At 53.2% G+C, this 21,266-nt stretch carries 21 protein-coding genes and 1 tRNA gene; 7 read left to right on the forward strand and 15 right to left on the reverse strand.

The annotated features are described in order from the left end of the window. Window positions 1–370: 370 nt before the first annotated feature. Together IB246_RS19585 and IB246_RS19590 are read left to right on the forward strand one after the other, a co-directional pair. Window positions 371–1,120: a hypothetical protein gene (locus IB246_RS19585; protein WP_008036614.1), complete on the forward strand. Its 750-nt coding sequence runs from the start codon at window positions 371–373 to the stop codon at window positions 1,118–1,120. Window positions 1,121–1,156: 36 nt separating this feature from the next. Then, a complete protein-coding gene (locus tag IB246_RS19590) occupies window positions 1,157–1,525 on the forward strand; it encodes a PH domain-containing protein (protein ID WP_008025469.1) in 369 nt (122 codons plus the stop codon). A 107-nt stretch (window positions 1,526–1,632) separates the two neighbouring features. Here the strand turns inward: IB246_RS19590 and IB246_RS19595 are convergent, their stop codons facing one another. From IB246_RS19595 to IB246_RS19605, 3 genes are all read right to left on the reverse strand, one after another. Further along, on the reverse strand, window positions 1,633–1,998 hold the full coding sequence (locus IB246_RS19595; RefSeq protein WP_008036613.1) for a hypothetical protein: 366 nt from the start codon (window positions 1,996–1,998) through the stop codon (window positions 1,633–1,635). A 189-nt stretch (window positions 1,999–2,187) separates the two neighbouring features. Beyond that, window positions 2,188–2,493 (reverse strand): DUF3077 domain-containing protein, encoded by a 306-nt coding sequence (locus IB246_RS19600; RefSeq protein ID WP_008036612.1) that lies wholly within the window; start codon window positions 2,491–2,493, stop codon window positions 2,188–2,190. 840 nt (window positions 2,494–3,333) lie between these two features. After that, window positions 3,334–4,056, reverse strand: a complete 723-nt coding sequence (locus IB246_RS19605; RefSeq protein WP_192230123.1) for a Cthe_2314 family HEPN domain-containing protein — start codon at window positions 4,054–4,056, stop codon at window positions 3,334–3,336. A gap of 1,036 nt (window positions 4,057–5,092) precedes the next feature. Here IB246_RS19605 and IB246_RS19610 point away from each other — a divergent pair. The 4 genes from IB246_RS19610 to IB246_RS19625 are packed head-to-tail and all read left to right on the forward strand — an operon-like array spanning window position 5,093 to window position 10,422. Further along, on the forward strand, window positions 5,093–6,433 hold the full coding sequence (locus IB246_RS19610) for a hypothetical protein (RefSeq protein WP_192230125.1): 1,341 nt from the start codon (window positions 5,093–5,095) through the stop codon (window positions 6,431–6,433). Continuing rightward, window positions 6,433–7,395 carry a hypothetical protein gene (locus IB246_RS19615; RefSeq protein WP_192230128.1) on the forward strand — a complete coding sequence of 321 codons (963 nt, stop codon included), beginning with the start codon at window positions 6,433–6,435 and terminating at the stop codon, window positions 7,393–7,395. The genes IB246_RS19610 and IB246_RS19615 overlap by 1 nt, the downstream gene beginning before the upstream one ends. Window positions 7,396–7,397: 2 nt before the next feature. Beyond that, window positions 7,398–9,473, forward strand: coding sequence for a hypothetical protein (locus tag IB246_RS19620; protein WP_192230130.1), 2,076 nt, complete (start codon window positions 7,398–7,400; stop codon window positions 9,471–9,473). Further along, complete coding sequence (locus IB246_RS19625; protein ID WP_192230132.1) at window positions 9,463–10,422, forward strand: hypothetical protein; 960 nt, start codon at window positions 9,463–9,465, stop codon at window positions 10,420–10,422. Before IB246_RS19620 ends, IB246_RS19625 begins: the two co-directional genes overlap by 11 nt. Window positions 10,423–10,581: 159 nt before the next feature. Here the strand turns inward: IB246_RS19625 and IB246_RS19630 are convergent, their stop codons facing one another. The 12 genes from IB246_RS19630 to IB246_RS19685 form a co-directional block, all read right to left on the reverse strand. After that, window positions 10,582–10,947, reverse strand: coding sequence for a histone-like nucleoid-structuring protein, MvaT/MvaU family (locus IB246_RS19630; RefSeq protein ID WP_192230134.1), 366 nt, complete (start codon window positions 10,945–10,947; stop codon window positions 10,582–10,584). Window positions 10,948–11,170: 223 nt separating this feature from the next. Next, entirely contained in the window at window positions 11,171–12,115 is a 945-nt protein-coding gene (locus IB246_RS19635; RefSeq protein WP_192230136.1) for a chromosome segregation protein SMC, read from the reverse strand. A 92-nt stretch (window positions 12,116–12,207) separates the two neighbouring features. Then, a complete protein-coding gene (locus tag IB246_RS19640; protein WP_192230138.1) occupies window positions 12,208–15,114 on the reverse strand; it encodes a DUF927 domain-containing protein in 2,907 nt (968 codons plus the stop codon). Continuing rightward, window positions 15,111–15,383, reverse strand: coding sequence for a DUF3077 domain-containing protein (locus IB246_RS19645; protein ID WP_192230140.1), 273 nt, complete (start codon window positions 15,381–15,383; stop codon window positions 15,111–15,113). Before IB246_RS19645 ends, IB246_RS19640 begins: the two co-directional genes overlap by 4 nt. Continuing rightward, window positions 15,380–15,664 carry a hypothetical protein gene (locus IB246_RS19650; protein ID WP_192230141.1) on the reverse strand — a complete coding sequence of 95 codons (285 nt, stop codon included), beginning with the start codon at window positions 15,662–15,664 and terminating at the stop codon, window positions 15,380–15,382. Before IB246_RS19650 ends, IB246_RS19645 begins: the two co-directional genes overlap by 4 nt. Beyond that, the gene (locus tag IB246_RS19655) at window positions 15,661–15,819 is read right to left on the reverse strand and encodes a hypothetical protein (RefSeq protein ID WP_192230143.1); all 159 of its coding nucleotides are present in this window, start codon (window positions 15,817–15,819) and stop codon (window positions 15,661–15,663) included. Before IB246_RS19655 ends, IB246_RS19650 begins: the two co-directional genes overlap by 4 nt. A 373-nt stretch (window positions 15,820–16,192) precedes the next feature. Beyond that, on the reverse strand, window positions 16,193–16,498 hold the full coding sequence (locus IB246_RS19660) for a hypothetical protein (RefSeq protein ID WP_192230145.1): 306 nt from the start codon (window positions 16,496–16,498) through the stop codon (window positions 16,193–16,195). Continuing rightward, on the reverse strand, window positions 16,495–17,103 hold the full coding sequence (locus tag IB246_RS19665) for a hypothetical protein (protein WP_192230147.1): 609 nt from the start codon (window positions 17,101–17,103) through the stop codon (window positions 16,495–16,497). The genes IB246_RS19660 and IB246_RS19665 overlap by 4 nt, the downstream gene beginning before the upstream one ends. After that, a complete protein-coding gene (locus IB246_RS19670; RefSeq protein ID WP_192230149.1) occupies window positions 17,100–17,366 on the reverse strand; it encodes a helix-turn-helix transcriptional regulator in 267 nt (88 codons plus the stop codon). The genes IB246_RS19665 and IB246_RS19670 overlap by 4 nt, the downstream gene beginning before the upstream one ends. A gap of 79 nt (window positions 17,367–17,445) precedes the next feature. Continuing rightward, window positions 17,446–18,369: a hypothetical protein gene (locus IB246_RS19675; protein WP_192230151.1), complete on the reverse strand. Its 924-nt coding sequence runs from the start codon at window positions 18,367–18,369 to the stop codon at window positions 17,446–17,448. 244 nt (window positions 18,370–18,613) lie between these two features. Continuing rightward, entirely contained in the window at window positions 18,614–19,855 is a 1,242-nt protein-coding gene (locus tag IB246_RS19680; protein ID WP_192230153.1) for a tyrosine-type recombinase/integrase, read from the reverse strand. 165 nt (window positions 19,856–20,020) lie between these two features. Beyond that, window positions 20,021–20,105 (reverse strand) — tRNA-Leu (locus tag IB246_RS19685). A gap of 107 nt (window positions 20,106–20,212) precedes the next feature. Here IB246_RS19685 and queA point away from each other — a divergent pair. Beyond that, window positions 20,213–21,262 carry a tRNA preQ1(34) S-adenosylmethionine ribosyltransferase-isomerase QueA gene (queA, locus tag IB246_RS19690; RefSeq protein WP_008025479.1) on the forward strand — a complete coding sequence of 350 codons (1,050 nt, stop codon included), beginning with the start codon at window positions 20,213–20,215 and terminating at the stop codon, window positions 21,260–21,262. Window positions 21,263–21,266 lie beyond the last annotated feature (4 nt).

Consider the following 21,266-nt stretch of genomic DNA (forward strand, 5'->3'; position numbering starts at 1 on the left):
GTCGGCTGCGGCACTCACACCACGTCACGGTATCGTGGCAATTTCAGGCCGGTGGCCAGGGCACCCTGAATGGGCATCTTGTTGTGCCCGGCACGGTCTTCGCCGCACCTCAATAAGGGCATAAAAGTCAGATTGCCACGCGGCCCTTTATTAATCCGCACCAAAGCGACGTGCTCGGTTCTGTCTACGACCACCCATTAAGTCTAGACGAGAGGCAGCCGAAGGCGTCAGATGCACCTGGCACTCGGGATTCAATTCAATAAACAGGGGCTAGCAGTAAATAGAGTCTGTCCCCTTTGCTGCCAGTGGACGGCAAGGCGGCAAAACAGTAGCGTTGCGCCACTTTCATCAACTTTGTAACGGACTACACATGGCCACTGTCACTCGAGTCTCGCGCCTGTTCTGCGCAATCACTTTCGCCGTCGTGATGACCCCGGCGCTCGCCGGCCTGTCGAGTGAAACCCCGACATACGCCTGGGACGGCTACCTCTCCGATTGCCAGAAATTTCTGCAGGTGGTGGCCGAGGTGCAGGCCGGGCGCCAGACGCCCAAAGAAGCTAATCCCGCTATCAAGATGCATCTGAGTACCCTTGAGTTCCATCGCTACTACCTATCCCCGTCAAGCCTTGGCTCCCCCGAATACGCTCGTTGTGAGAGCGGCGTTCCCATAGCGGAAGAGATCGCGCACAAGGGCGAAATTGAACTCAGCAAAGACGTGGACGAGTATCTCGCGCAAGCCCAGATCAAACACCTGGCCTCCCCGGCATACAAGCGCGCTCGCTCTCTGGGCTTCACCGACGTCGGCGAAATCGGGGAACTCGACCAGCACGCCGAGCTGGATGGTGAAGCAAATCTGAAGACCTTGATGATCAGAGTCGATTCTGGTTGCGGCGAACATTTCCGCGCCGCGAAATACGTCAAACCTTATGTGATCTACACCGTCGGTCCTGACGATGGCACCTGCGCCATTAACCGGAACGTCGCAGTGTTGGGCGGCAAAGTCGCGGAGTGGGGCGAGTACATTGATGAAGAAGCGATTTTTCAGTATGTGGGATGGAAGAAACTGCCCGGACAGGATGGATTCCCCGTCAACATTCGAGTCGTAAAAGCGCTGAAGTAATTCGCAGGGATTTTTCTTCGAACGGAGGATGGGCAGATGATCGACTTCAACAACAAAGGCTTCTTCAAACTCAAGCAAAACGAAGAATACGCAGAACGGGTCAGTGCACTGTTGCTGGAAGGCGAGCACGTCATCGACTCGTATAAATCCATGCGCGACGGCGTCGTCTTCACCAACAAACGCATCATCGCCGTCAACGTACAGGGCATCACCGGCAGCAAAAAAGACTTCACCTCACTGCCCTACAAAAACATCGTCGCCTACTCGGTAGAAACCTCCGGCACCTTCGACCTGGACTCGGAACTGGAGATCTACTTCTCGTCGCTGGGCAAAGTGAAATTCGAATTCACCGGCCGGACATCAATGGTAGAAATCTCCAAACTGATCTCCCAACACCTCCTCTAACCTGAATGCTAAAAAGCCCCGAAAAACCCGGGGCTAACCCACAACCCCTGTAGGAGCGAGCCTGCTCGCGATAGCGCCAGACCAGCCACCACTATTCCCGAATGCACTCACCCAGAAACCAAATGCGACCAAGCCTGCCCAAGCACAACCGCGCCAACAAAAACACTCACCGCCCCGGCAAACAAATGGCGCAGAAACAGATCCTCCGGCTGCTCAAGCCTCGCAATAAGCCACATCCACGTCCCAACTAACGTGCCAAACCCAGCCATAATCGAATACAACATAAATGGCGCATCCGGCGACAGAATCCCGCTGGCGGCACGAGTCAATTGCTCCACCACCATCCCGACAATACAGCCACACACAAACCCCGCCAGATTAGCCAGCCACAGATTCAGCGTGCCACGACAGCGCACGATCCAAACCCACACCCCAATCCAAGCACCGTAAATAACCAGAGAATCAAACAACATTACTCACTCCACTCCTTGGTTAAAAAAATTCAGGGCCAACATCACCCTACAAACAACCCCAACCCCCTGTAGGAGCCAGCTTGCTGGCGATAGCGCCAAACCAGCCAACATCACCACCGAACGACTGCCACCATCGCAAGCAACCCGCCCCCACAGACTTCCTACCTTATCGACTGACGGCTACAACCCTTAAGCCTTCGCCCCCGCCCGCTTGGACCCCGACAAAGAATCCCGATCCCGCGTCAACACCTTCACTGCATCATCCACCAACGCCTTACTCATCGACGTCAAATAATGCGCAGCCCAGGCGTGGCGATCGGTGTCTTTGGCGTAGGCAGCATCTTCGGTGAGTGTTTTGGCCAAGAACAGGAAATCGGAAGCCATAGATAGCGCATCGCCGAGGGGGACGTCGCGGGTGACGTGGAAGAGTGGTTGATCGCCGCAGTAGATGGCGGGGGTTAGGCCGATGGTTTTTAGTTCGGGTTGGTTGGTCATTGGGCACCTCCGATGAGGGAGCGGCGGTCGGGGAGGGTGTTACGCGATTGGGAATTACGTAGAGGGGAAAGCCAAATTTTGTACGGATTCATGCTGCGCATTATCAGACTCCTTGATATGAGGAGCTGCCACGTTCGTTTCCACACGAATGGGTGACAGCTGTGCGCAGGGTGGAAAACCGGGAATCAAGGAAACCGGCACGCCCGAAGACGTCCCACGCACAGCCGCCATAACTCACGCCGCAGACACAAAAAAAGCGCCGGCAGACGTGATGGGGGCGCTGTTGCGCCTTGAATTACACGGGTTTCCACACCCGGTCGCTGAATTGGCAGCGACGGTGGGAGGGTAGCGTGGACGCTTCAAGCCCGCAACCTTCGAAACCTGAAAACCCTTAATTCAGCTATGAGTACCGGGCAAGGCCATTAATCATTTTTAGAACTGAAATAAATCTGCCCCCTTTTCCAAGTCATCCCGCAAAATCGGACTTTGATCTTCCGTCTCATAAGCCAGTTTGAGGGAGAAGTGGGCAACCGTTTCCAGCTGAAATTCCATGAGGGGAATCCTTTTGAAACGTTCCGTCGGGATGGGCTGCATGGAAGAGCAGAATCAAAAGATCGCAGCCTTCGGCAGGTCCTACAGAGGGCAGGGCGTTTTCTATAGGCGAAAAAAGGCCTTGCTAAGCAAGACCTTTCTTAATTTTGGTGCCCGAGGGAGACTCGTGCGTTCCATATAAACCGTGTCTTGTAGCGATATTCTACATGCTGGGATACATGTGGGGATACATGCTGCTCGATTCTATAGAAGCGCTGGTATAGAAATTAACGGCAAGCGCCGTCTCTATCAATTTGTTTTTGAGACGCTGACCTCATGCGCGGTGGAGAAGGCCGGGCCTAACTCGTCCAGTAACGTGGTTAGGGTTGCCATCAGCCACCCAATCGTTTCCTCGATTTCAGCAGCTCCTGCGGAGGAGTAATCACGTTTGAGCTCGTTCATGTCTACGGAGCCGGTATCCACGCTGAATTGCTCGATCCCCATGATTATCCCCAGCTCACGACTGGAGTAAGCGCTTGAGTGGATCAACTCATTCCTAGGTCCACGGTAGCTATTCACTGCTTCCGCTACCGCGCCCAAGGCACTATACAACTCAGGGTGCTTTGTTTTCGTGGCTTTCTGAACAAAGGTATTTCCTCCCATCGCCTCATATTTTTCTGAAGGCAGCAGCAAAGAAGCCCCAACCAGTCGATGTGCCCGATCCACCAACCCAATTACCCGAAGCACAAAGTTCTCGTAGTGGTAACGATAGATAGCTGGGCTCGGGGTTGGCTCAAACCCAAGCTCAGTTACGAATCTGCATGCTAGGCGCAAGGAGACCAACGCGGTGTCTAGCTCATCAACCCGCGCAAAGACTCCGTTGGCGTAGGTCTCAATGGTTGAAGCCGTAAAGCTATCTTTACCTTCGATATGATTGGTTAGACCTTTTGTGCAGTAGCTCTGCATGTGGGGAAATAGGACAACCAAACTAGGATGATCTATCAAGTTTTTGTCTATCGATGTATCTCTCAAATCGCACGTTCCTTCTTGAATTTAGCTTCACTGCTGTGGGGCAATCATAGCGCGGCCTGCATGACGGTCTGATCACTCAACGCTGAGATCACCGCCAGCTTAGCTTTAGGAGTCAGCTCCTTGATGACTTACCGGCGTCTGAGCGGAGACGCGCCGGGGCCCCTGGGTACTTTCAAAGAACACGGGGTCGGAAACCCGCGAGATCTTGTTAGCGGTAGTTTCCCCAGCTTACTGAAATTTCAACGTTGAAATTGAAAGGATCTTGAAGAAAAAGGGGCATCGTTACCGTGTTGGTAAAGATGCCCCTTTGTGTTGCTGATAACGCACGCATGGCGTTCGTCAACCGAGTCAACTCCGTCAACCTGTCAACCAACTTCAAAAATCCAGCCGCTAATACAAACGCGCGGGTTCTCTGCCCCGTGTCTACCCAAAATGCCCAGGGTCCCCTGCGTCATTCCATTTGTAGTGCAGATGCACAGGTGAACAGCAGTTCACCCGGTTCACCTGTTCACTAAGCTGGGCATTTTTCCGCTAACACGATCACGCGGGTTTCCGACCCCGTGGGGAGCATATTCCCTCAGGGGCCCCCGCCCCCGCTCTCGCTGGAGTATTCATCGCGGTGGGAGCTTTGATTATGGGGGGCGGGGGCAGATACCTAACAAATGTCGTGTTACAGGTGTTACTGGTGTAACAAGCGGTCTCAACCCATTGAATTTAAAAGATAAATTATGAGTAACACTGGTCAGGAGCAATCCCGATATTCGGTGTAACAACGCGGATCGGTGTAACATATCGGTCGACAGCAGAGAGGAACAAAGCTCGACTTTTTAGGGGCTTCCGATCAGCGATATGCGCTCACCTCCAACGGCCGTTGATAAGGTGACGACCGAGCGTCCAACCCTCACCGATGATAGGATGCGTTCCAAAATGGCGGCTCTGACTACATCGAGCCTTGCTAAGCGTATTTTACAAACGATCAAACAAACGGAAAAAACCTTGCCAGCTTCTTTTGAGTGCTTCGCTAGAGCAAACGGGAATGAATAAATTCGTCCAGTGGCGAGGTAAGGGGTATCCGTTCTCCACTGATGCCATCCTTGACAGCTTACTCGCCAATTTCATCAATTCGGGAGAGGCTCAGGAGGTCTCCTTCCGAGAGCTCGTGCCATGGATGAAGGTCGGAGAGCGTGCGACGCACTACATTCATAGTTACCCAGCGAAGCTCTTGCCGCATATTGCGCATTTCTTCTTGGCGTCAGATCGGGTCTGCCCCCTAGCAGGTCGGGTGCTTGACCCTTTCTCAGGTACAGGAACAGTTGCGTTAGAGGCAATGCTATCCGGTCGTGAAGCGTTCTATGCTGATGCTAATCCATTAGCGCGTTTGATAACCTCAGCAAAGACGACCCTTGTTAGTGAAGAGAATCTTAACGAGGCGTTCAAACAGTGCCTTTCAGACTTCAAAAAAAATCGTACTCGGTCTCATCCTGAAATCGTAAATATCGAGCACTGGTACACTCCTGAAACCATCAAGCATCTTAGTCGACTTAAAGCAGCTATAGGCCATCAACCTAATGTCATAATCAAAGACTTTCTTCTGGTCACGTTTTCATCGATTACAAGAAAAAGCAGTTTGGCGGATCCACGATTATCCGTCCCAGTAAAAATCAAAGACTATCCAGGTCGAAGGGATCGTAAGTCTACAAGCGTAATTGATCTTTTCTCGGAACAGTTCGAATCAAACCTAAAACGCATGCGCGAATTGTCCGCCATGGACAGCGGCACGCATAGACCCTGCCTGGCGGGAAGAGATGCGCGCAGATTAGTTGTTGAGTCGGGACAGCCCTTAGCTTCTAGCTCTATAGACCTAGTGATAACTTCTCCGCCGTATGCGGGAGCGCAGAAGTACATTAGGGCGACTAGTCTTAACTTAGGCTGGCTAGAATTTGCGAAGCCTTGCGAGCTTCGCGGTCTTGAAGACCAAAATATTGGTAGAGAGCACATACCAAAGCAGAAATACATGAGCTTTTCGAGTACCGGCATAAAAGAAGCTGATAAAATCTTAAAAAACGTATACGAAGTAAACCCTCTGCGAGCATCTATCGCCTCCACCTATTTGATCGAGATGCGACAGGCTCTGACAGAAGTATTTAGAGTTTTGAAGCCAGGCGGACAACTTGTCTTGGTGATTGGGAATAATATCGTATGCGGGCATGAGTTTATGTCTTCAAACTATTTGCTAGAGATTTGTGAAAGTTTGGGTATGGAGCTAAGGCTGAAGCTGATCGACTCGATCAAATCAAGAGGTTTGATGACCAAGCGTAACAAAACCGCCAGCCTTATAACTCGTGAGTGGGTCTTGGTTTTGAGGAAGATTATTTAATGGAACTAAAAGACATACTAAAGCGTAAGATTGAAATTCTTTCTCAGCAAGCTTGGGACTCTCGCCTCACTTGGCCCGATGTTGAAGCCTGGCTAGAAAATTTTAATGGCCAGTTCAAAGATGAAAGCAATGAGAAGTTGCACGCATTACACCTGCTTTCACAAGTTAACTATTTTGGACTTGATCTGCTTAGGGAGATGCTTAAGTGTGTATACCAGACACTATACCGACACCCAATAACATCTCAAATACGTCGTGCTAATAACGATACTTTAGATCCCGGAATTATCGAGCCCCTTTTTTTAGAAGAGCGCCTCAAGACCCGATTCGTCGGGGTAGGCAATCCTTCAGAAAGCGGCCCTCATCTTCTTTACTATTTCAGACAGATAAATAATCTAGGGAAGGATTTGTTTATTGATAGCGGTGATATTTTTAAATTATCCCGTGACAGTCAAGGGCAAATTCAAATTTCGCAGCACGATAAAAGTATAAAGCGGTATGTATTTATTGATGATTTGCTAGGATCTGGCTCGCAAATTGAACAATATCTCTCGCACAAACTTGAAGAGATTCGCCGCTTTCCAGGTGTCGAATGTCACTACTACGCTTTATTTGCTACGACTAAAGGTTTGAAGACCGCAAGAAAACCAGAATACTTTGGGGATAACGTTTCTTGCGTGTTTGAATTGGATGAAACATTTAAATGTTTTTCACCGAATGCAAGGGCATTTGCTAACCTTCCCAATGGTCTAGACAAGCAAAGTGCGCAAGATGTCGCTGCTGGATACGGCGCTAAGCTACTCCCTAGCGATCATGTTTTAGGCTATAAAAATGGTCAGCTGCTACTCTCATTCTTGCACAACACCCCTGATAATTCTTTACCAATTATGTGGTTCGATAATCCACTATCAACCTCTTGGGTGCCGATTTTCAAACGATTCGATAAAAAATACGGAGTGTGATCGTGGAAAATAATACTAATCCATTTGATCTTATTCGGGCTGCTGACTATTCCGACCTCCAGATAAAAGATTTTTGGGTTGATTTTAAAGGGCAAGAACTACAGGCTTTGCTCGAACCAACCTCGATTACGTCAATGCATATTCTCGGAGGTAAGGGGAGCGGTAAGACCCACCTGATGCGATATTGCTCCTACCCCGTGCAAAAACTTCGATTTCCCGATAATTCGATAAAAGGTCTGATAAGCGAAGGCTATATCGGGATTTTCCTCCGTGCTAACACTCTAGATACGGGGAAATTCTCCGGGAAAGGCCAGGACGGAGAAAAGTGGGGGACGCTGTTTAATTATTATTTTGAGCTAAGATTGGTTGAGAACTTGATACTTACCTTGATAGATTTATCAAAGTTCGATCACAAATTAATGCTTGAGCTCAACTCCTTGGTCGGCGATGTGTTGCTGCTGCTGGACGAGCGGCCAACCCAAAAACCAGATACCCTAACTAGTCTTTTGGATTTTATAGTTTCACTTCGGAAAGCTGTCGACCTGAGTGTAAATAACTGTGTATTCACTAGATCGCTCAATGTAAATATACTGCTAAGTCCTGGGTCTTTGCTCTTTGGCGTGCCGGCGCTCGTAACGAAGCGAATAAAAATATTCGAGAAGCTTCGATTTATATATTTGGTAGATGAAGTTGAGAACTTAACCGAAGATCAACAAAAGTTTTTGAATACGCTAATTCGTCATTCAATGGACCCCTGCAGCTTTAGGCTTGGTGCTCGATTGTACGGTATCAAGACCCTTGCTAATTACGGTACTGATGAAGAAAACAAAGAAGGTTCAGAGTTTAAAGCGTTGTATTTGGATCAAATTCTGAGGTCTAAAGGGGAAGCGTTCAAAGAGTTTTCAAGAGAGTTGTGCGCCAAGCGTTTAGAGGACGGTGGTTTCGCGAACAAACCGGGTGAACAAAAACTTAAGGGGGTACTGCAGAGTCTTTTTGAAGCGTATAGTTCGGACGATTACTATCGTAGTCACACTAAAGAGTTAGTCGGAATAGCCAAGTCATCCGACCGCCCGTACTTTAAGAGGCTTCGTGATCAGCTTCATTCGAAAGGTACAAATAATGCCGTCGCAACTGCTTCTGACGCTAAAAGAATAATCTCTTTGCTCAGCATCTATGAGCATCCCCTGGTTGAGAAAGTTAACATTTTCATGCTTTACCAAGACTGGTATCGCGGAAAAGACCTGATTAAGTCAGCGGAATTAATTTCCGAAGAATGCAAAGGTTTTCTTGCTGGTGAGCCCGGTCGGCACAAAACTTTATACGGGCACTTCGCTATAGATTTGTTGGCTCAGTTATATCGAGATTACAAACAGTCACCGACTCCAATGTATGCTGGGTTCGACTCGTTCGTCAGGATGTCAGCCTGTGTACCAAGAAATCTGTTGGTAATACTGCAAAATGTTTACAAATGGGCATCGTTCAATGGTGATCGCCCATTCCGAGAGGGGCCTATTCCAATCCTGACTCAAGCCGAAGCTGTCATACAAAGTGCCGGGTTTTTCTTTGACGAAGACGCTAGGCCAGGTGCGGACGTTCCTAACGTTCAGCGTGCAGTAGAACGTTTGGCCGAATATCTCCGCGAGGTGCGCTTCTCCTCCAAACCAGTTGAGGTATCTCCATTAGCCTTCAGTTTGGATGTGTCTAAGCTGTCAGAAGCCGCCAAATACAATCTCAAACGAGCAGAGAATTGGTCATATATTTTCCGCCATCCTAAAGGCCGTCCCAACGCAAACTCCAAGCGCGTCGATGAAAAATATCAACTCAACCCTATGCTGTCGCCGAAGTGGGATCTACCCGTATCTGTTCGCGGAGATGTCCGCTTGCCCCACAGCGTAGCGGAAGCCATATTCGGTACGCTTGACAGCTCAGGCTTTCAAAAGGAGTTGAACGAGGCAACCTTAGGTATGAAGGCTCCTAATTTTGGCAAGTCGAGAGCTCAGTTAAATCGTCCACATATGGAAGAGCTATCCACCAACGGTACTCTTTCACTGAATTTTGGTGACGATGATGCGATTTGATTACTTTTATAAAACTCGCTTGCCCATAGAAGGAAGCTGGCCGCTCGACGCCCAGTATGATGTATTCATTTCTGCATATAATTTGAGCGATCGAATTGGAGTCGTTTTCGATAAATGTCAAGCGCCGCTAAAGCTATGGCTAATTTTTCCACAATACCAGTTTAACGAATCTGAGTACCCCGAAAGCGGAGAGGTGTTCTATTCGTCGCAGATGGAAGAGTCTGAGTTTTTAAACGAGTTTTTTCAGAAGTATGCTGAGTCTCTGGCAGGCAAGCGACTGTGCATTGATATAACCGGATTTATGCGGCCGCACTTATTGTTTCTGATCAAGTTGCTACAATATTATGGCCTTCTGAAATTTGACGCAATTTATTCTGAACCTGTTCGATATCAGAAAAAAGACGATACCAATTTTTCTGCGGGTCCCGTAACGCTAGTTCGATCAATCGCCGGATTTGAAGGTGAGCCAAACAATGAAAGCTCAAACGATATTCTGCTCCTCGGTATTGGCTATGATCACGAACTGCTCAAGCAAGTGGCTGAGCATAAAGACTTCGCAAATATAGTTACATTGTGGGGGTTTCCTTCTCTTAGAGCAGATATGTATCAGGAGAGTGTTGTTCGGGCTAGTAAGGCTCCAGAAGCAGCATTTCCGACTGGGAGAGGCAAGCAACGATATTATGCTCCCGTCAACGATCCATTCTCTACCGCTGAGCGAATCCACGAAGTAGTGCAGGCGGAGTCTTTAAAAAAGCCCATCACGAATTTGTATTTGAGCCCTCTTTCCACTAAGGCGCAAGCACTAGGCTTTGCTTTATATTATCTCTATGCAAAAAATAATGCTTCGAGCATAGTATTTCCTTTTGCTAATGGCTATGAACAAGAAACATCTATAGGTACCGCGGAAATATGGAAATATTCAATAGAGCTACCAGCATGGACGATTTAGGATGAGTTAGCGGTGGCAGTACTGAGGTTCCGATGAAAGTTACAGGGGCTGCCATCACTGGTTTTTTTAAGAAAGAGGGCGCTAATCTGGTAGTCCTGAGGGTGTCCGCGTCACTTCGAAAAAGGGCCCCGCATGGGCCCTTTTTCAGGCGAAGCAGATTTACTTCTTCAGCCATCCTTCGACGACATTGGCTCCGTGTTTCGCTTTCCACTCTTTCAAAGCCTTGTGATTCCCACCTTTGGTTTCGATCACCTCACCAGTATTCGGGTTTTCGTAGACCTTGAGTTCGCGTGGTTTGCGTCTACCGGCAGCCGGAGCTGCTGCTTGATGCCGCGCCGTGCTGTGCGGCTCCAAAATGTTGATGATGTGTTTCAGGCTAAACCCGTAGTGTTCGAGCAGCTTGCGCAGTTTGGTTTCGAACTCGATTTCTTTCTTCAGACCATCATCACCTTTCAGTGCTTCCAGGGCCTGGAGCTGCTCAGCGAGGTGTTTTTCGAGCTGACGGTATTCTGCGAGTTTGGACATGTTGTTTCCCTTCTTTAGTTCGGTTATGCGTGCTCGCTTATTTGGATGTTAGTGCTCGTTACAAGTTCAGCGCTGTTTCCGGCGATTCAGCTGGCTTTCAATATGCGCCATTTCCGATTTAATCGCGTTGATGGTTAGCTTTTGTATCGGACTGGATTTTCCCGTCCCTGCGTTGATGGTCTTCAGTAGCGCATTGAGATGGGCCTTCCGAGTTTTAAGCGTGTCAGACCAGCTCGCGCTGTTCTGTATTGGTTTGTTCATTACGTTCATCCTTGGGTTGTTCCAGACTGCTCATGACTTCAGGTTGGTGCGGTGTCGATACGCCGTCGAGCTCGATTAAGTCCCGCGCGCGGTACTGGCGCGATCGAGCTGATAGCTCTTCCCACGTCCACTTCCCAAAATTCTCGCCTTGCTCTGGAACGGCAAGCTTCATAAGTCCAATCTGGTCACGGCCAATCAAGTTGTAATTCGCCCAGAGCTTTCCGCCCACCTCGAACAACGTTTTTGCGGCCTCGTTCCACTGTTCTTCAAGTACCGTCTGCGATAGCAACAGGGCAGTGCGCTCTATTTCTTTATGCTTTAGCAGTGCTTCAGCGATGTATTTATCTACGGTGACCAGCTCCTGCTCCAGAGCTGTCATGATCAGGTGTTGGCGACGATTGTGCTCGGTGGCCACGGTGAGGTTCTTCGCAGCCTTTTGCGCATCAGTATTGGCTGTTTTCTCGCCTTCGGTGTCGCCCCACGCGACTGCCTGTGCGTACGCCGTGGCGGCGTCCGTTTCGGCCTGGCGAGCTTTTGCCATGTCCTCTTCCGCCTGCTGCTGAATTTGCTCCAGGCGGGTGCTGAGGCTTTGGCGCTTCTCCCTCAACTCCTGTTCATCAGCGGTCCAGTTATCCATCGCTTCGATGTACCCCGCCATCAGGGAATCGCAGTTGGCGAGGTTTTCGCGGCGACTGATTTTCCTGTCCAAAAGGTCGGCGTTGTTTTTGCGCGAATCGAAATTCCGTTTCAGCTCGTTGTACCTGTCGCGGAGTTCGCGCTCCTGAGTCGGTTCGATGGTTTCCTCACTTTCCAGCACCGCCTCAAGGGGCAGCAGTTCGGCATGCAATTGGTCGGCCTCGCTCAGCAGATGGTTGCGACGGTCTTTAAGGTCTTGAATTTCGTTCATGTGTTTAGTCTCTGTTCAATTCGATTGTGGGTTGGTTGAGTGGCTGGCGAGGCCGGAATAAGCCGGCGCTACCTCGATCAGCAGAGATGCCCTCAGGCAGCCCTAGCCTCGCTCTCATCCATTCCTGGAATCGTTTTCACGACGTAGCAGCGTTGCGTGCCTAGGCCGGGTAATCGGATCAAACTCGACGCCTTGCCATCACCTCCCGGCTCCAGAACGCCGCGCTGTAGCAGCTCTTTGTTCACAGCATTGATGTTCATCCCCCGGAAGATCTCCGAGCGCCATGCTTCGGGCAGCACGTAATAGGTGTTGGTGGTGTGCAAGGAGTCGCCCAAGCCGTGCTCCAGCGTCTTGCGAAAGCCGAGGCGGTCGATGGTGCGCGGGCCGTGTTCGTCGATCTTTGCCGCCGCCGATTCCCAGCGGGTAAAACGGCTTTCGCCGAAGCGCTCGATGACCTGGCGCAGCCGCGCCAAGATCGCATCACCTTCGAAGTTTCCGGCGCCGCCACGCTCGTTCATCCAGGCGTTGAGGCACACGCGAGCGGCGGTGGTGGCGGTTCCATCGGGCCAGCCGGTGATGCCCATCGCGGTGGCCAGCTCACCCGCTGCGGCCGCGAGGCCGAAACGAGCGGCTGCACGGTGTGCCTGTCCGCTGGCCGAGGCCGGCAGCGACTGGGCGATAAACCCTTCCAGCGTGCGTCGCAGGATGGCGGACCAACCGTGGCGTTTGCCCGGTTCGCACAGCGCGGTGAGGAAAGCGGTGAGCGGAGTGCCGTAATACTTCGCTACCCGCGCCTTGAGCGCGTCGGCGAGTGACGCCGCATCCTCAAAGCCGTTCAACGCATCGAACATGCCGAGGCCTTTGCTCGCATCGGCCGGAACGGCGAGCATGCGTACTTCCATGCCCGCTTTCAGTTCCTTGTTGGCTTCGGCCATGTGCTGAGCCAGCGTCTTCTCTCCGGTGGAGAGGAACAGCAGACGCCACTCCTGTACCTGTCGGCCTGCTTGCCCTCGATCATTGGCGCGTGCCTTGCCGGTGCCGTTGCCGAGCATGTACACCGTCTCGCCGATGATGCGCGGGTCGCACATGCCGATTTCATCCAGCACCAGAAGCCCATCGGAATGCGCGGCGGCGATGGATTCGAGCGCGTTGTCGGTGGAACGCCACGAACGCACCAGACGCGGTCCGCCGTAGATCGAGGCAGCAACTTGCAGGTGCGTGGTCTTGCCGCCTGAACTGTCGCCGTACAAGTGGAAGCCACCCGACTCATGGCCGAGCATGTGCAGCAGCGGGCCAGCAAAGGCCACGCCGACGACGAACGCCAATCGATGATTGCCGACGCACAGTGCACCGATCTGGTCCTGCCACTGCTCAAGCGAGCCTGCTTCGCTGATTGGCGGAAGCTGAGAACCCGCCTCGTAAAAATGCAGGTGTTCGCTGTGTGCGCCGACCTGTTGCTCTGGCAGCAGAAAGGCGCTGTCGTGCCAGCCCAAGCGGGTGACCAGTCGTGCCCGTTGCGCGCTGTCGAAGCCGCCGAGGTAACTCTGCAGGTCGTTGCGTGCGTTGCGTCCTGAGCGGCTGCCCGCGAGGCGCAGTCCCATATCTACCAACGGTCCGAGTACGTCCTTGCCGAAGTCGCCGGTCATGGTGCGCGCCGGGATATTCCAGCGTTTCTTGGCGCCGTCGGGATCGTCGAACTCGACCAGTAGGCCCCAGTTCTGGCCTTTGTCGTCGCGGGTGCGGGCCAGGATTTCCAGCGGCGAACACACCGGCCGCGCCTCGCCGTCGTCGCCCGCATAAAACACGCCTTCGGAGGTGAGGCGAAAGCCACCGGGCATCAGGTCGTTTTTCGATTTTGCGGGGCGCTTGGCGGCGGTTTTTGTCTTCGGTTCTGATTTGGTCTCGGCCTGCTCAGGCTCCGTCTTTTCGACAACCAAACCGAACATTTCTCCGCTGCTTTCCAGCTCGGCGAAGTGCGCCGCCGTCCAGCCTTTGGCGAGCGCATCGGCCGCATCGTCACCGTCGACCCATTGACCACCTTTGGCGAAGGCGGCGCGGTCGTTCTTCAGTGTGGGCTTACGTTTGAACACGTCCAGCGCGATGATTCGGACCGAGGCGGCGCCGATTTCGCGCAGCTTGTCGGCCACGGCTTCCATGCAGGCTTTGCCGCTGACATCGTTGTCCGGCCACAACAGCACTTCGCGACCCTTGAGCGGTGTCAGGTCGGCTTTGTGCCAGGAGTTGGAGCCGTTCGGCCAGCAGGTGGCCGCGTAGCCGGGCAACAGTTCGGCGGCGGCGTCGGCAGCTTTCTCGCCTTCGCAGAGAATAACCGGTGCGTCAGCGCGCTGGGTCAGTTCGTCAAGGCGCAGCAGTGGACGCGGATCGGGCAGACCTTGCCAGCGCCATTGCGTGGTTTGGCCATCGGCGCGCTGACACCATGTCAGGGGAGCAAAGACTTTCTTCGGTATGCCGTCTTCATCCGGCGCGAGGTCGAAGCGGTAAAGCGCCATAAGCGCCTGGCCCTGCGCGTCGCGGTAGATCCACACCTTGGACGGCGCGCCGTGTTGCCGATGCTTGGCCGGGCACTTATTCATGGCCTCGGCCGGGATCGGCTGAATGGGAATCCACTCAGGTGCTTTTGTCTTCGCGGGCTCTGGCTTCGCCTGGGCGGCACCGGGCGATACGTTGAGCAGATCCGCCAGTTTGTTACAGGCCTCGACGTCGGTGCCGCCGTCCAGATAGCGCACCAGATCGATTAGGTCACCGCCCTTGTCGCCGGTGGCGAAGTCGGCCCACGTGCCCTTGCTCAAACTGATCTTGAGCGAACCGGCTCGCTTATCGCTGCGGGTCGGATTCGGGGCGGTGTATTCCTTGCCGCCGTCCACGCGCTTGCCATTTGGCAGCCAGTGCGACAAGACACGGTCAATGTCTTTCAGCGCGGCGGTTTTCACGTCGGCGAAGCTGGGACGTTTCTCGGAGTTGCTCGGGCGTTGGCTCATGCGTCAGCCCTCGACAAAAACAGTGCATCGTTGATGTCATCGATCAGGGCTTTGGCCATCTCTCCAAGGTACAGAGCAGGCCAACTGAAACGCTCGCCGTTATCGCTCATGGCGGCGTCAAAGTTGAGCTGGTTGGCGTGATGCTGCAGCAGGGAAACCATCTCCAGTGCCTCTTCGACCGGTACTCCTGCATTGACCCGGAACAACTTCAAATCGGTGGCATTCACGCGAGTAAATGTGGCGTGACCACGGGTGGTGGAGGTGGTCATAGCGCACCGCCTTTCTGTGCAGCCGGAATGGAGGTGGTGTCACCGTGCAAGGCTAGGGTCTTGATCAGGCCGAGAGTGCCGCGTACGTCCCAAAGGACGGCTGCGATCACATGATTGGCGAGGCGCGAGGATTCACTTTCGAAGTGATCTTCTAGCAACGTCAGCACCGAGTCGGCGCGATCAATGGCGCAGGTGATCGCGTCGATGGGCACACCGGCTTCGGCGTTCAAGCTGACGCGCAATAGGTCTTCAGGCAGGGCGCAGCGCAGGGTGTTGTTCATTGGGCACCGCCTGCGGTTTCGAGCGCACGAGCTTTGGCCATGTGGTTGTTGTAGCGGGAGAGGCGTGTAGCGAGGCTGGAATTGGCGTGTAAAGCGGCGAGAGCCATTGCACGATGGGCAGCGGCGCGAATTTTGGACGGATTGAGGGCGTGCATCTGGCGAAGCTCCTATTGTTGAGGAGCTGCCACGTTCGTTACCAAGCGAATGGGTGGCAGCTGTGCGCAGGTTGGTAAACCGGGACAATAGGAACCCGGCAGACCCGAAGGTCTCCCACGCACAGCCGCCATAAAACGAAATTGCGGGCGTAAAAAAAGCGCCTGCAAAAGAGATATGGGCGCTGTTGCGCCTATTGTTCAACGGGTTACCAAGCCCGGCCGCTGAGTTTGCAGCGACGGCGGAAGAGTAACGTCCGTTTTTGGAAAGTGCAACTGCGTTGATGACTTGCGGAATTTTCAGGTGCGGCATAAATTGTTCGTGCATGTAGATTTACCTCAACGCCTCCGGATCGCCCCCGGAGGCGTTTTCGTTTCAGGCATGGGCTTCCCAGCGCAGGGAAAGAAGGGGCAGGAAGCCACCGCTGAGCATCGATCGTGCATCTTCGTAGGCTTGCGATTGCTGGCCTTCGTCGGCGATCACGGCTCCGATTTTTTCGCAGTGCAGGGAGAGGGCGCACCAGGTGCCGTCGGCCCAGCTGAGTACACTGACCACGCGACCTTGCTTGTCCTGTTGGCTGCGGTAGCGCTCGAGGCGCTGCATGAGGCGGGGCGAAAAGCCAATCCGGCGCAGCACCGAAAACGGGTGCATCAAAGCGTTATCCGCGATCTTTTGGCTCATGCTGCCTCCTGCGCAAAGGCAAGCAGCGGTGGTGGTGTTTCGCCTTTGAGCCAAGCCAAGATCTTGCTGTCTTCGACGCAACGTCTGCGGTATTCGACGGCCATCACATCGCGACGCTGTGCTAGACACTCATCTACGTACTCGGTCAGATCCGAGGTCAAGCGCATGCTTTTGTGAAGGTTCTCGGTAACGGTCTTTTCCACTGCGAGATCCTCATCCGTGATGCGTTGCCATACCGCCGGATTGTTCGCGTACCCGGCCGATTGATCCACCAGCCAGTAGGTGACCCAGTCGTTCATACCTCGCGTTTTCAGTGAGGCGAGGCGGCTTTCGCTCATGGCGAAATAGCCGGTGCCGTGGATGCTCGAAAACTCTCTGCGCTTCGCGTTTTTACGGATAAGTTCGGGTAATTCCCAAGGATTGGCTTTAAGTGGGAGAGCGAGGCCGTCAGGGCTGAAAAAGAACGCCTCCTGCTCTTCGCCGTTCCAGCTCACGCCCGCGATGGTGCGATGCCGCCAGTTGATAGCATCAGGTCGATAAAGTCGGAATCCGATGCTGTAGGAGTCGAGAAAGGGCCCCTTGAATGGGCAGTGACTACGTCTCATGCGGCCACCTGATCACGGGCTTCAATACGACCCCGTGCCCAGGCTTGGACTTCAGCCAGCACCCACGCGACCGGTGCGCCGCGTGCGGTGCTGGTGCTCAGTTTTACGGGGCGCGGAAATCCGCTTTTAGTGCACTGCATGAGCTTGTAGATCGTGGGGCGAGCAAGACCGACGATGGCCGTGACTTCAGAAATTCTGATCAAGGTCGTCGCTGGATCGCGATGGGAAATGTTGTTGGTTATGGATGCGAGGGAGTTAGTCATAGTCGTGCCTGTAATGTGAGAGACAGGCACAGGTTAGAGAGCAAAAAAAAAGCAAACATGGTTTGCTTTTTTTTGCTGGCTATCGGGGTATGTAACCACCCCTATGAAGGTATTTTCTGACGGTCGGAATCGACGCTATCTTGTCCTTTTCAACGATCACTTTGATCAAGTCAGTTCCAGATATTTTTGGATTGGCTGAAAGGTGTCGGTCGGCTGCACTGCATACACGATCAAATCGGTTTTTTGCCGCCTGTTGTATGTCCGATTCAGGGTTACTGTTGCCTTTGCCTGCTGTCTTTCCGCGTTGTGATGCTTGGGTCGCAGAAACATTAGCCAGGACGTTACGCATAAAACTGTATGCATTAGAGCCAGGTTGTGAAGCCTCGACGTCTTCGATTTGTCGGTAAAGTGAGGCCAGCATCAATGCCTTATCAGCGCCCGCTTTTAAGAGGGCGAAGTCCTCTCTGCTTCTGATTTCGAACCCGCTTGTTCGATCTCGCGCCTTCTCCACAAGCTTCACGTATTCCTTGTGATCGGTTTGTCGCAGTAACTCGACCAGGTCAACCTCAATGTCATAAACCCCAAGCTCCAAGTCGAACAGCCAGTTCGCAAGGGCTTCAATTGCTTCTACGGCCTGCACGAATGCGTAGGTTGCTACGAGCTGGGAGTCGCTAACGAGATGATCTGTCTTAATCTCACTGCGAATTACCCTCGGTAGGGCTGTCGCTTCAGCAAAGTGAAAGCGCTCTTCGATGAGATCTCGACGAAGAAACAGGGTGTTAATCGTCGATTTAGCGCTTTCGGCATATCCGCCATCCTCAAGCCAATAAAACAATGCATGATGGATTAGCTCGAAGCCTCCTTTGAAATGGTCGAAAAAATGACCGTACAACGCTAATTCACTAACGGCTAACTCGATCTCCTCGATATCCACAAGCAGACAACTTACCTCGACCCCCGCGATCTCTAGCTCTCCAGCTTCTAGGCTAACTGTGCCTTTCATGACGCTGCCCCTTGCCCCGAAACGGGGGCGGTTAGCCCGCGAGGTCCACGACGAAAAAAAGCTACCAACAGGGCAACATTGGTTCTCATGCCGTTACACCGTTTATCCCTGTTACACGGGGCGTACGGAAAACTGAGTTTGCGTGTAACTCTAAAAAAACCTAATGTTTTCAGTTGGTTGATAAACTTCGTTACACGAGTAACACGCGTTACACCGCTTTTGGAGGCGGGATGGATAAGTAGCCTCATATCACCTTTCCAAATTGGCCTTGCACGACGTTTCCATACTCAAGGGCATCAAGATGGTCGGCATACCACTGCATCATCTTCACGCGTTGTTCAAGGTATTGAGCCTTGTTGTATACCCCGGAAATGCCTTCCTCTTTATGGGCAAGCTGTGCCTCAACGTGTTCTTTCGGCCAGCCATGTTCTCGGAGCAATGTGCTCGCGGTGTGCCGAGTCCCGTGCCCAACGAGGCGGCCTTTATAGCCGATGGTGGCAAAGACCTTATTGATCGTGTTTTCGCTGATGGTCGGATTTTTGGCTCCGACCCCAGGGAAGAGCCAACGACTGCGACCGGTTAAGTGGTAAAGCTCTTTCAGTGCCGCAACTGCTTGGCGGGGAAGGGGGCATACAAAATCCCGACGCATCTTCATTTTGGCGGCAGGTGTGGTCCAAATGGCTTTCTCAAGGTCGAATTCCTTCCATTCGGCCAAGCGGACCATTCCAGGTCGTGATGCCGTCCAAACACAAAGCCATGCCGCAGTACGGGCCGTCAGCCTGCTCGGGGTGTTTTTTAGTGCCTGGAGAAATTCCGCCAGCTCAGGCTCCAGCAAATGTGGATGCTGCTGAGTCTTTGGAGCTTGGGCTGCAATATCGCGAAGGCGGCTGCCCGGATCGTTTTCAGTCAGGCCTAAGCCGATGGCTCGCCCGAAGATCTGATTTATCCAGGTGCGACACTTTTCCGCCACGTTGTGTGCGTCTCGGGCTTCGATGGATGCCTGGAGTTCTGCGCAGTCGGTACGGGTGATTTCATCTAGAGGCTTGTCTCCCAGTGCCGGGAGTATGTCCTTGTCGAGGTAGGTACGGATTTTGTTGAGGGTGGAGGTTGCAAGACCCTTTTCCTCTTTCGCCTTCAGCCATGCATCAGCAGCAGATCGAAAGGTTCGGGTTTTGGCCGCATCGATTGCAGCTTTCGCGGATCGCTTTTGTTCTAGCGGATCAGCACCGCTACTCACTACCTTGCGTAGGTCAGCAGCTTTGTCCCGTGCCAACGCGCCACTTACTTCCGGATAACCCCCGAGCCCCATCCAAGCCCAATTGCCCGCCGGACGTTTGTAGCGGAGCTGCCACGATTTACCACCATCAGGTTTGACCCTGAAGTAGAGGCCGTTTCCGTCCAGCTCCCGGTATTCCTTTGATTCCGGCTCCAGCCCCGCAAGCGTCGTGTCTGCGAGAGGGCGGCGCTTGATGTCTGCGCGCTTCATCCTTGTATCCCAAAGTTAGGTGCTTTTCTCAGGATACAAGCAGGGATACAGGGATACAACGGATAAGGGGATACAGGGGTAGATAACCAGACACAAAAAAACCGGCCTAAGTGGCCGGTTTCTTTGGGTCTGAGAGTCTGGTAGAGACTTTCAGATACTGCTATATGGTGCCCCGAGGGAGACTCGAACTCCCACTCCTTTCGAAAACGGATTTTGAATCCGCCGCGTCTACCAATTCCGCCATCAGGGCTCAATGGCGGCGAAGTATAGAGATGAGATTACCGTCGGTCAATCAGGTACATAGAGAATTTTCACTATTTCGGCTAGACTTCCGGGCCCTGCTAGACGAACCCCATCATGCGCGTTGCTGACTTTACTTTCGAACTCCCTGATTCGCTGATTGCTCGCCACCCTTTGGCCGAGCGTCGCAACAGTCGCCTGTTGACCCTTGATGGGGTCAGCGGCGCCCTGGCACACCGTCAATTCACTGATTTGCTTGAGCATTTGCGCCCGGGCGATTTGATGGTGTTCAACAATACCCGGGTGATTCCGGCGCGGCTGTTTGGCCAGAAGGCTTCCGGCGGCAAGCTGGAAATCCTGGTGGAGCGGGTGCTCGACAGTCATCGCGTGCTGGCCCATGTGCGCTCCAGCAAGTCGCCGAAGCCGGGTTCGAAGATCCTGATCGATGGCGGTGGCGAAGCCGAGATGCTGGCGCGTCACGATGCGTTGTTCGAGTTGGGCTTTGCCGAAGAGGTGTTGCCGCTGCTCGACCGCGTCGGGCACATGCCGTTGCCTCCTTATATAGACCGCCCGGATGAAGGCTCGGACCGCGAGCGTTATCAGACGGTGTACGCCGAGCGCCTGGGCGCGGTGGCGGCGCCGACGGCGGGGCTGCATTTCGATCAGCCGCTGATGGAGGCGATTGCGGCCAAGGGCGTCGAGACGGCGTTCGTGACCTTGCACGTTGGCGCGGGTACGTTCCAGCCGGTGCGGGTCGAGAAGATCGAAGACCATCACATGCACAGCGAATGGCTGGAAGTCGGCCAGGACGTGGTCGATGCCGTTGCGGCGTGCCGCGCTCGCGGTGGTCGTGTGGTGGCAGTGGGGACTACCAGCGTGCGTTCGCTGGAAAGTGCCGCGCGCGATGGCGTGCTCAAGCCGTTCAGTGGCGACACGGACATCTTTATCTACCCGGGCCGGCCGTTTCATGTGGTCGATGCCCTGGTCACCAACTTCCATTTGCCCGAATCCACGCTGTTGATGCTGGTTTCGGCGTTCGCCGGTTATCCCGAAGCCATGGCCGCTTATAAAGCCGCCGTTGAGCATGAATACCGCTTTTTCAGCTACGGTGATGCGATGTTTATCACCCGTAATCCCGCACCACGTGGCCCTGAGGACAAAGAATGAGTCG

Source organism: Pseudomonas sp. PDM01 (assembly GCF_014852325.1).
GTDB classification, from domain to species: domain Bacteria; phylum Pseudomonadota; class Gammaproteobacteria; order Pseudomonadales; family Pseudomonadaceae; genus Aquipseudomonas; species Aquipseudomonas migulae.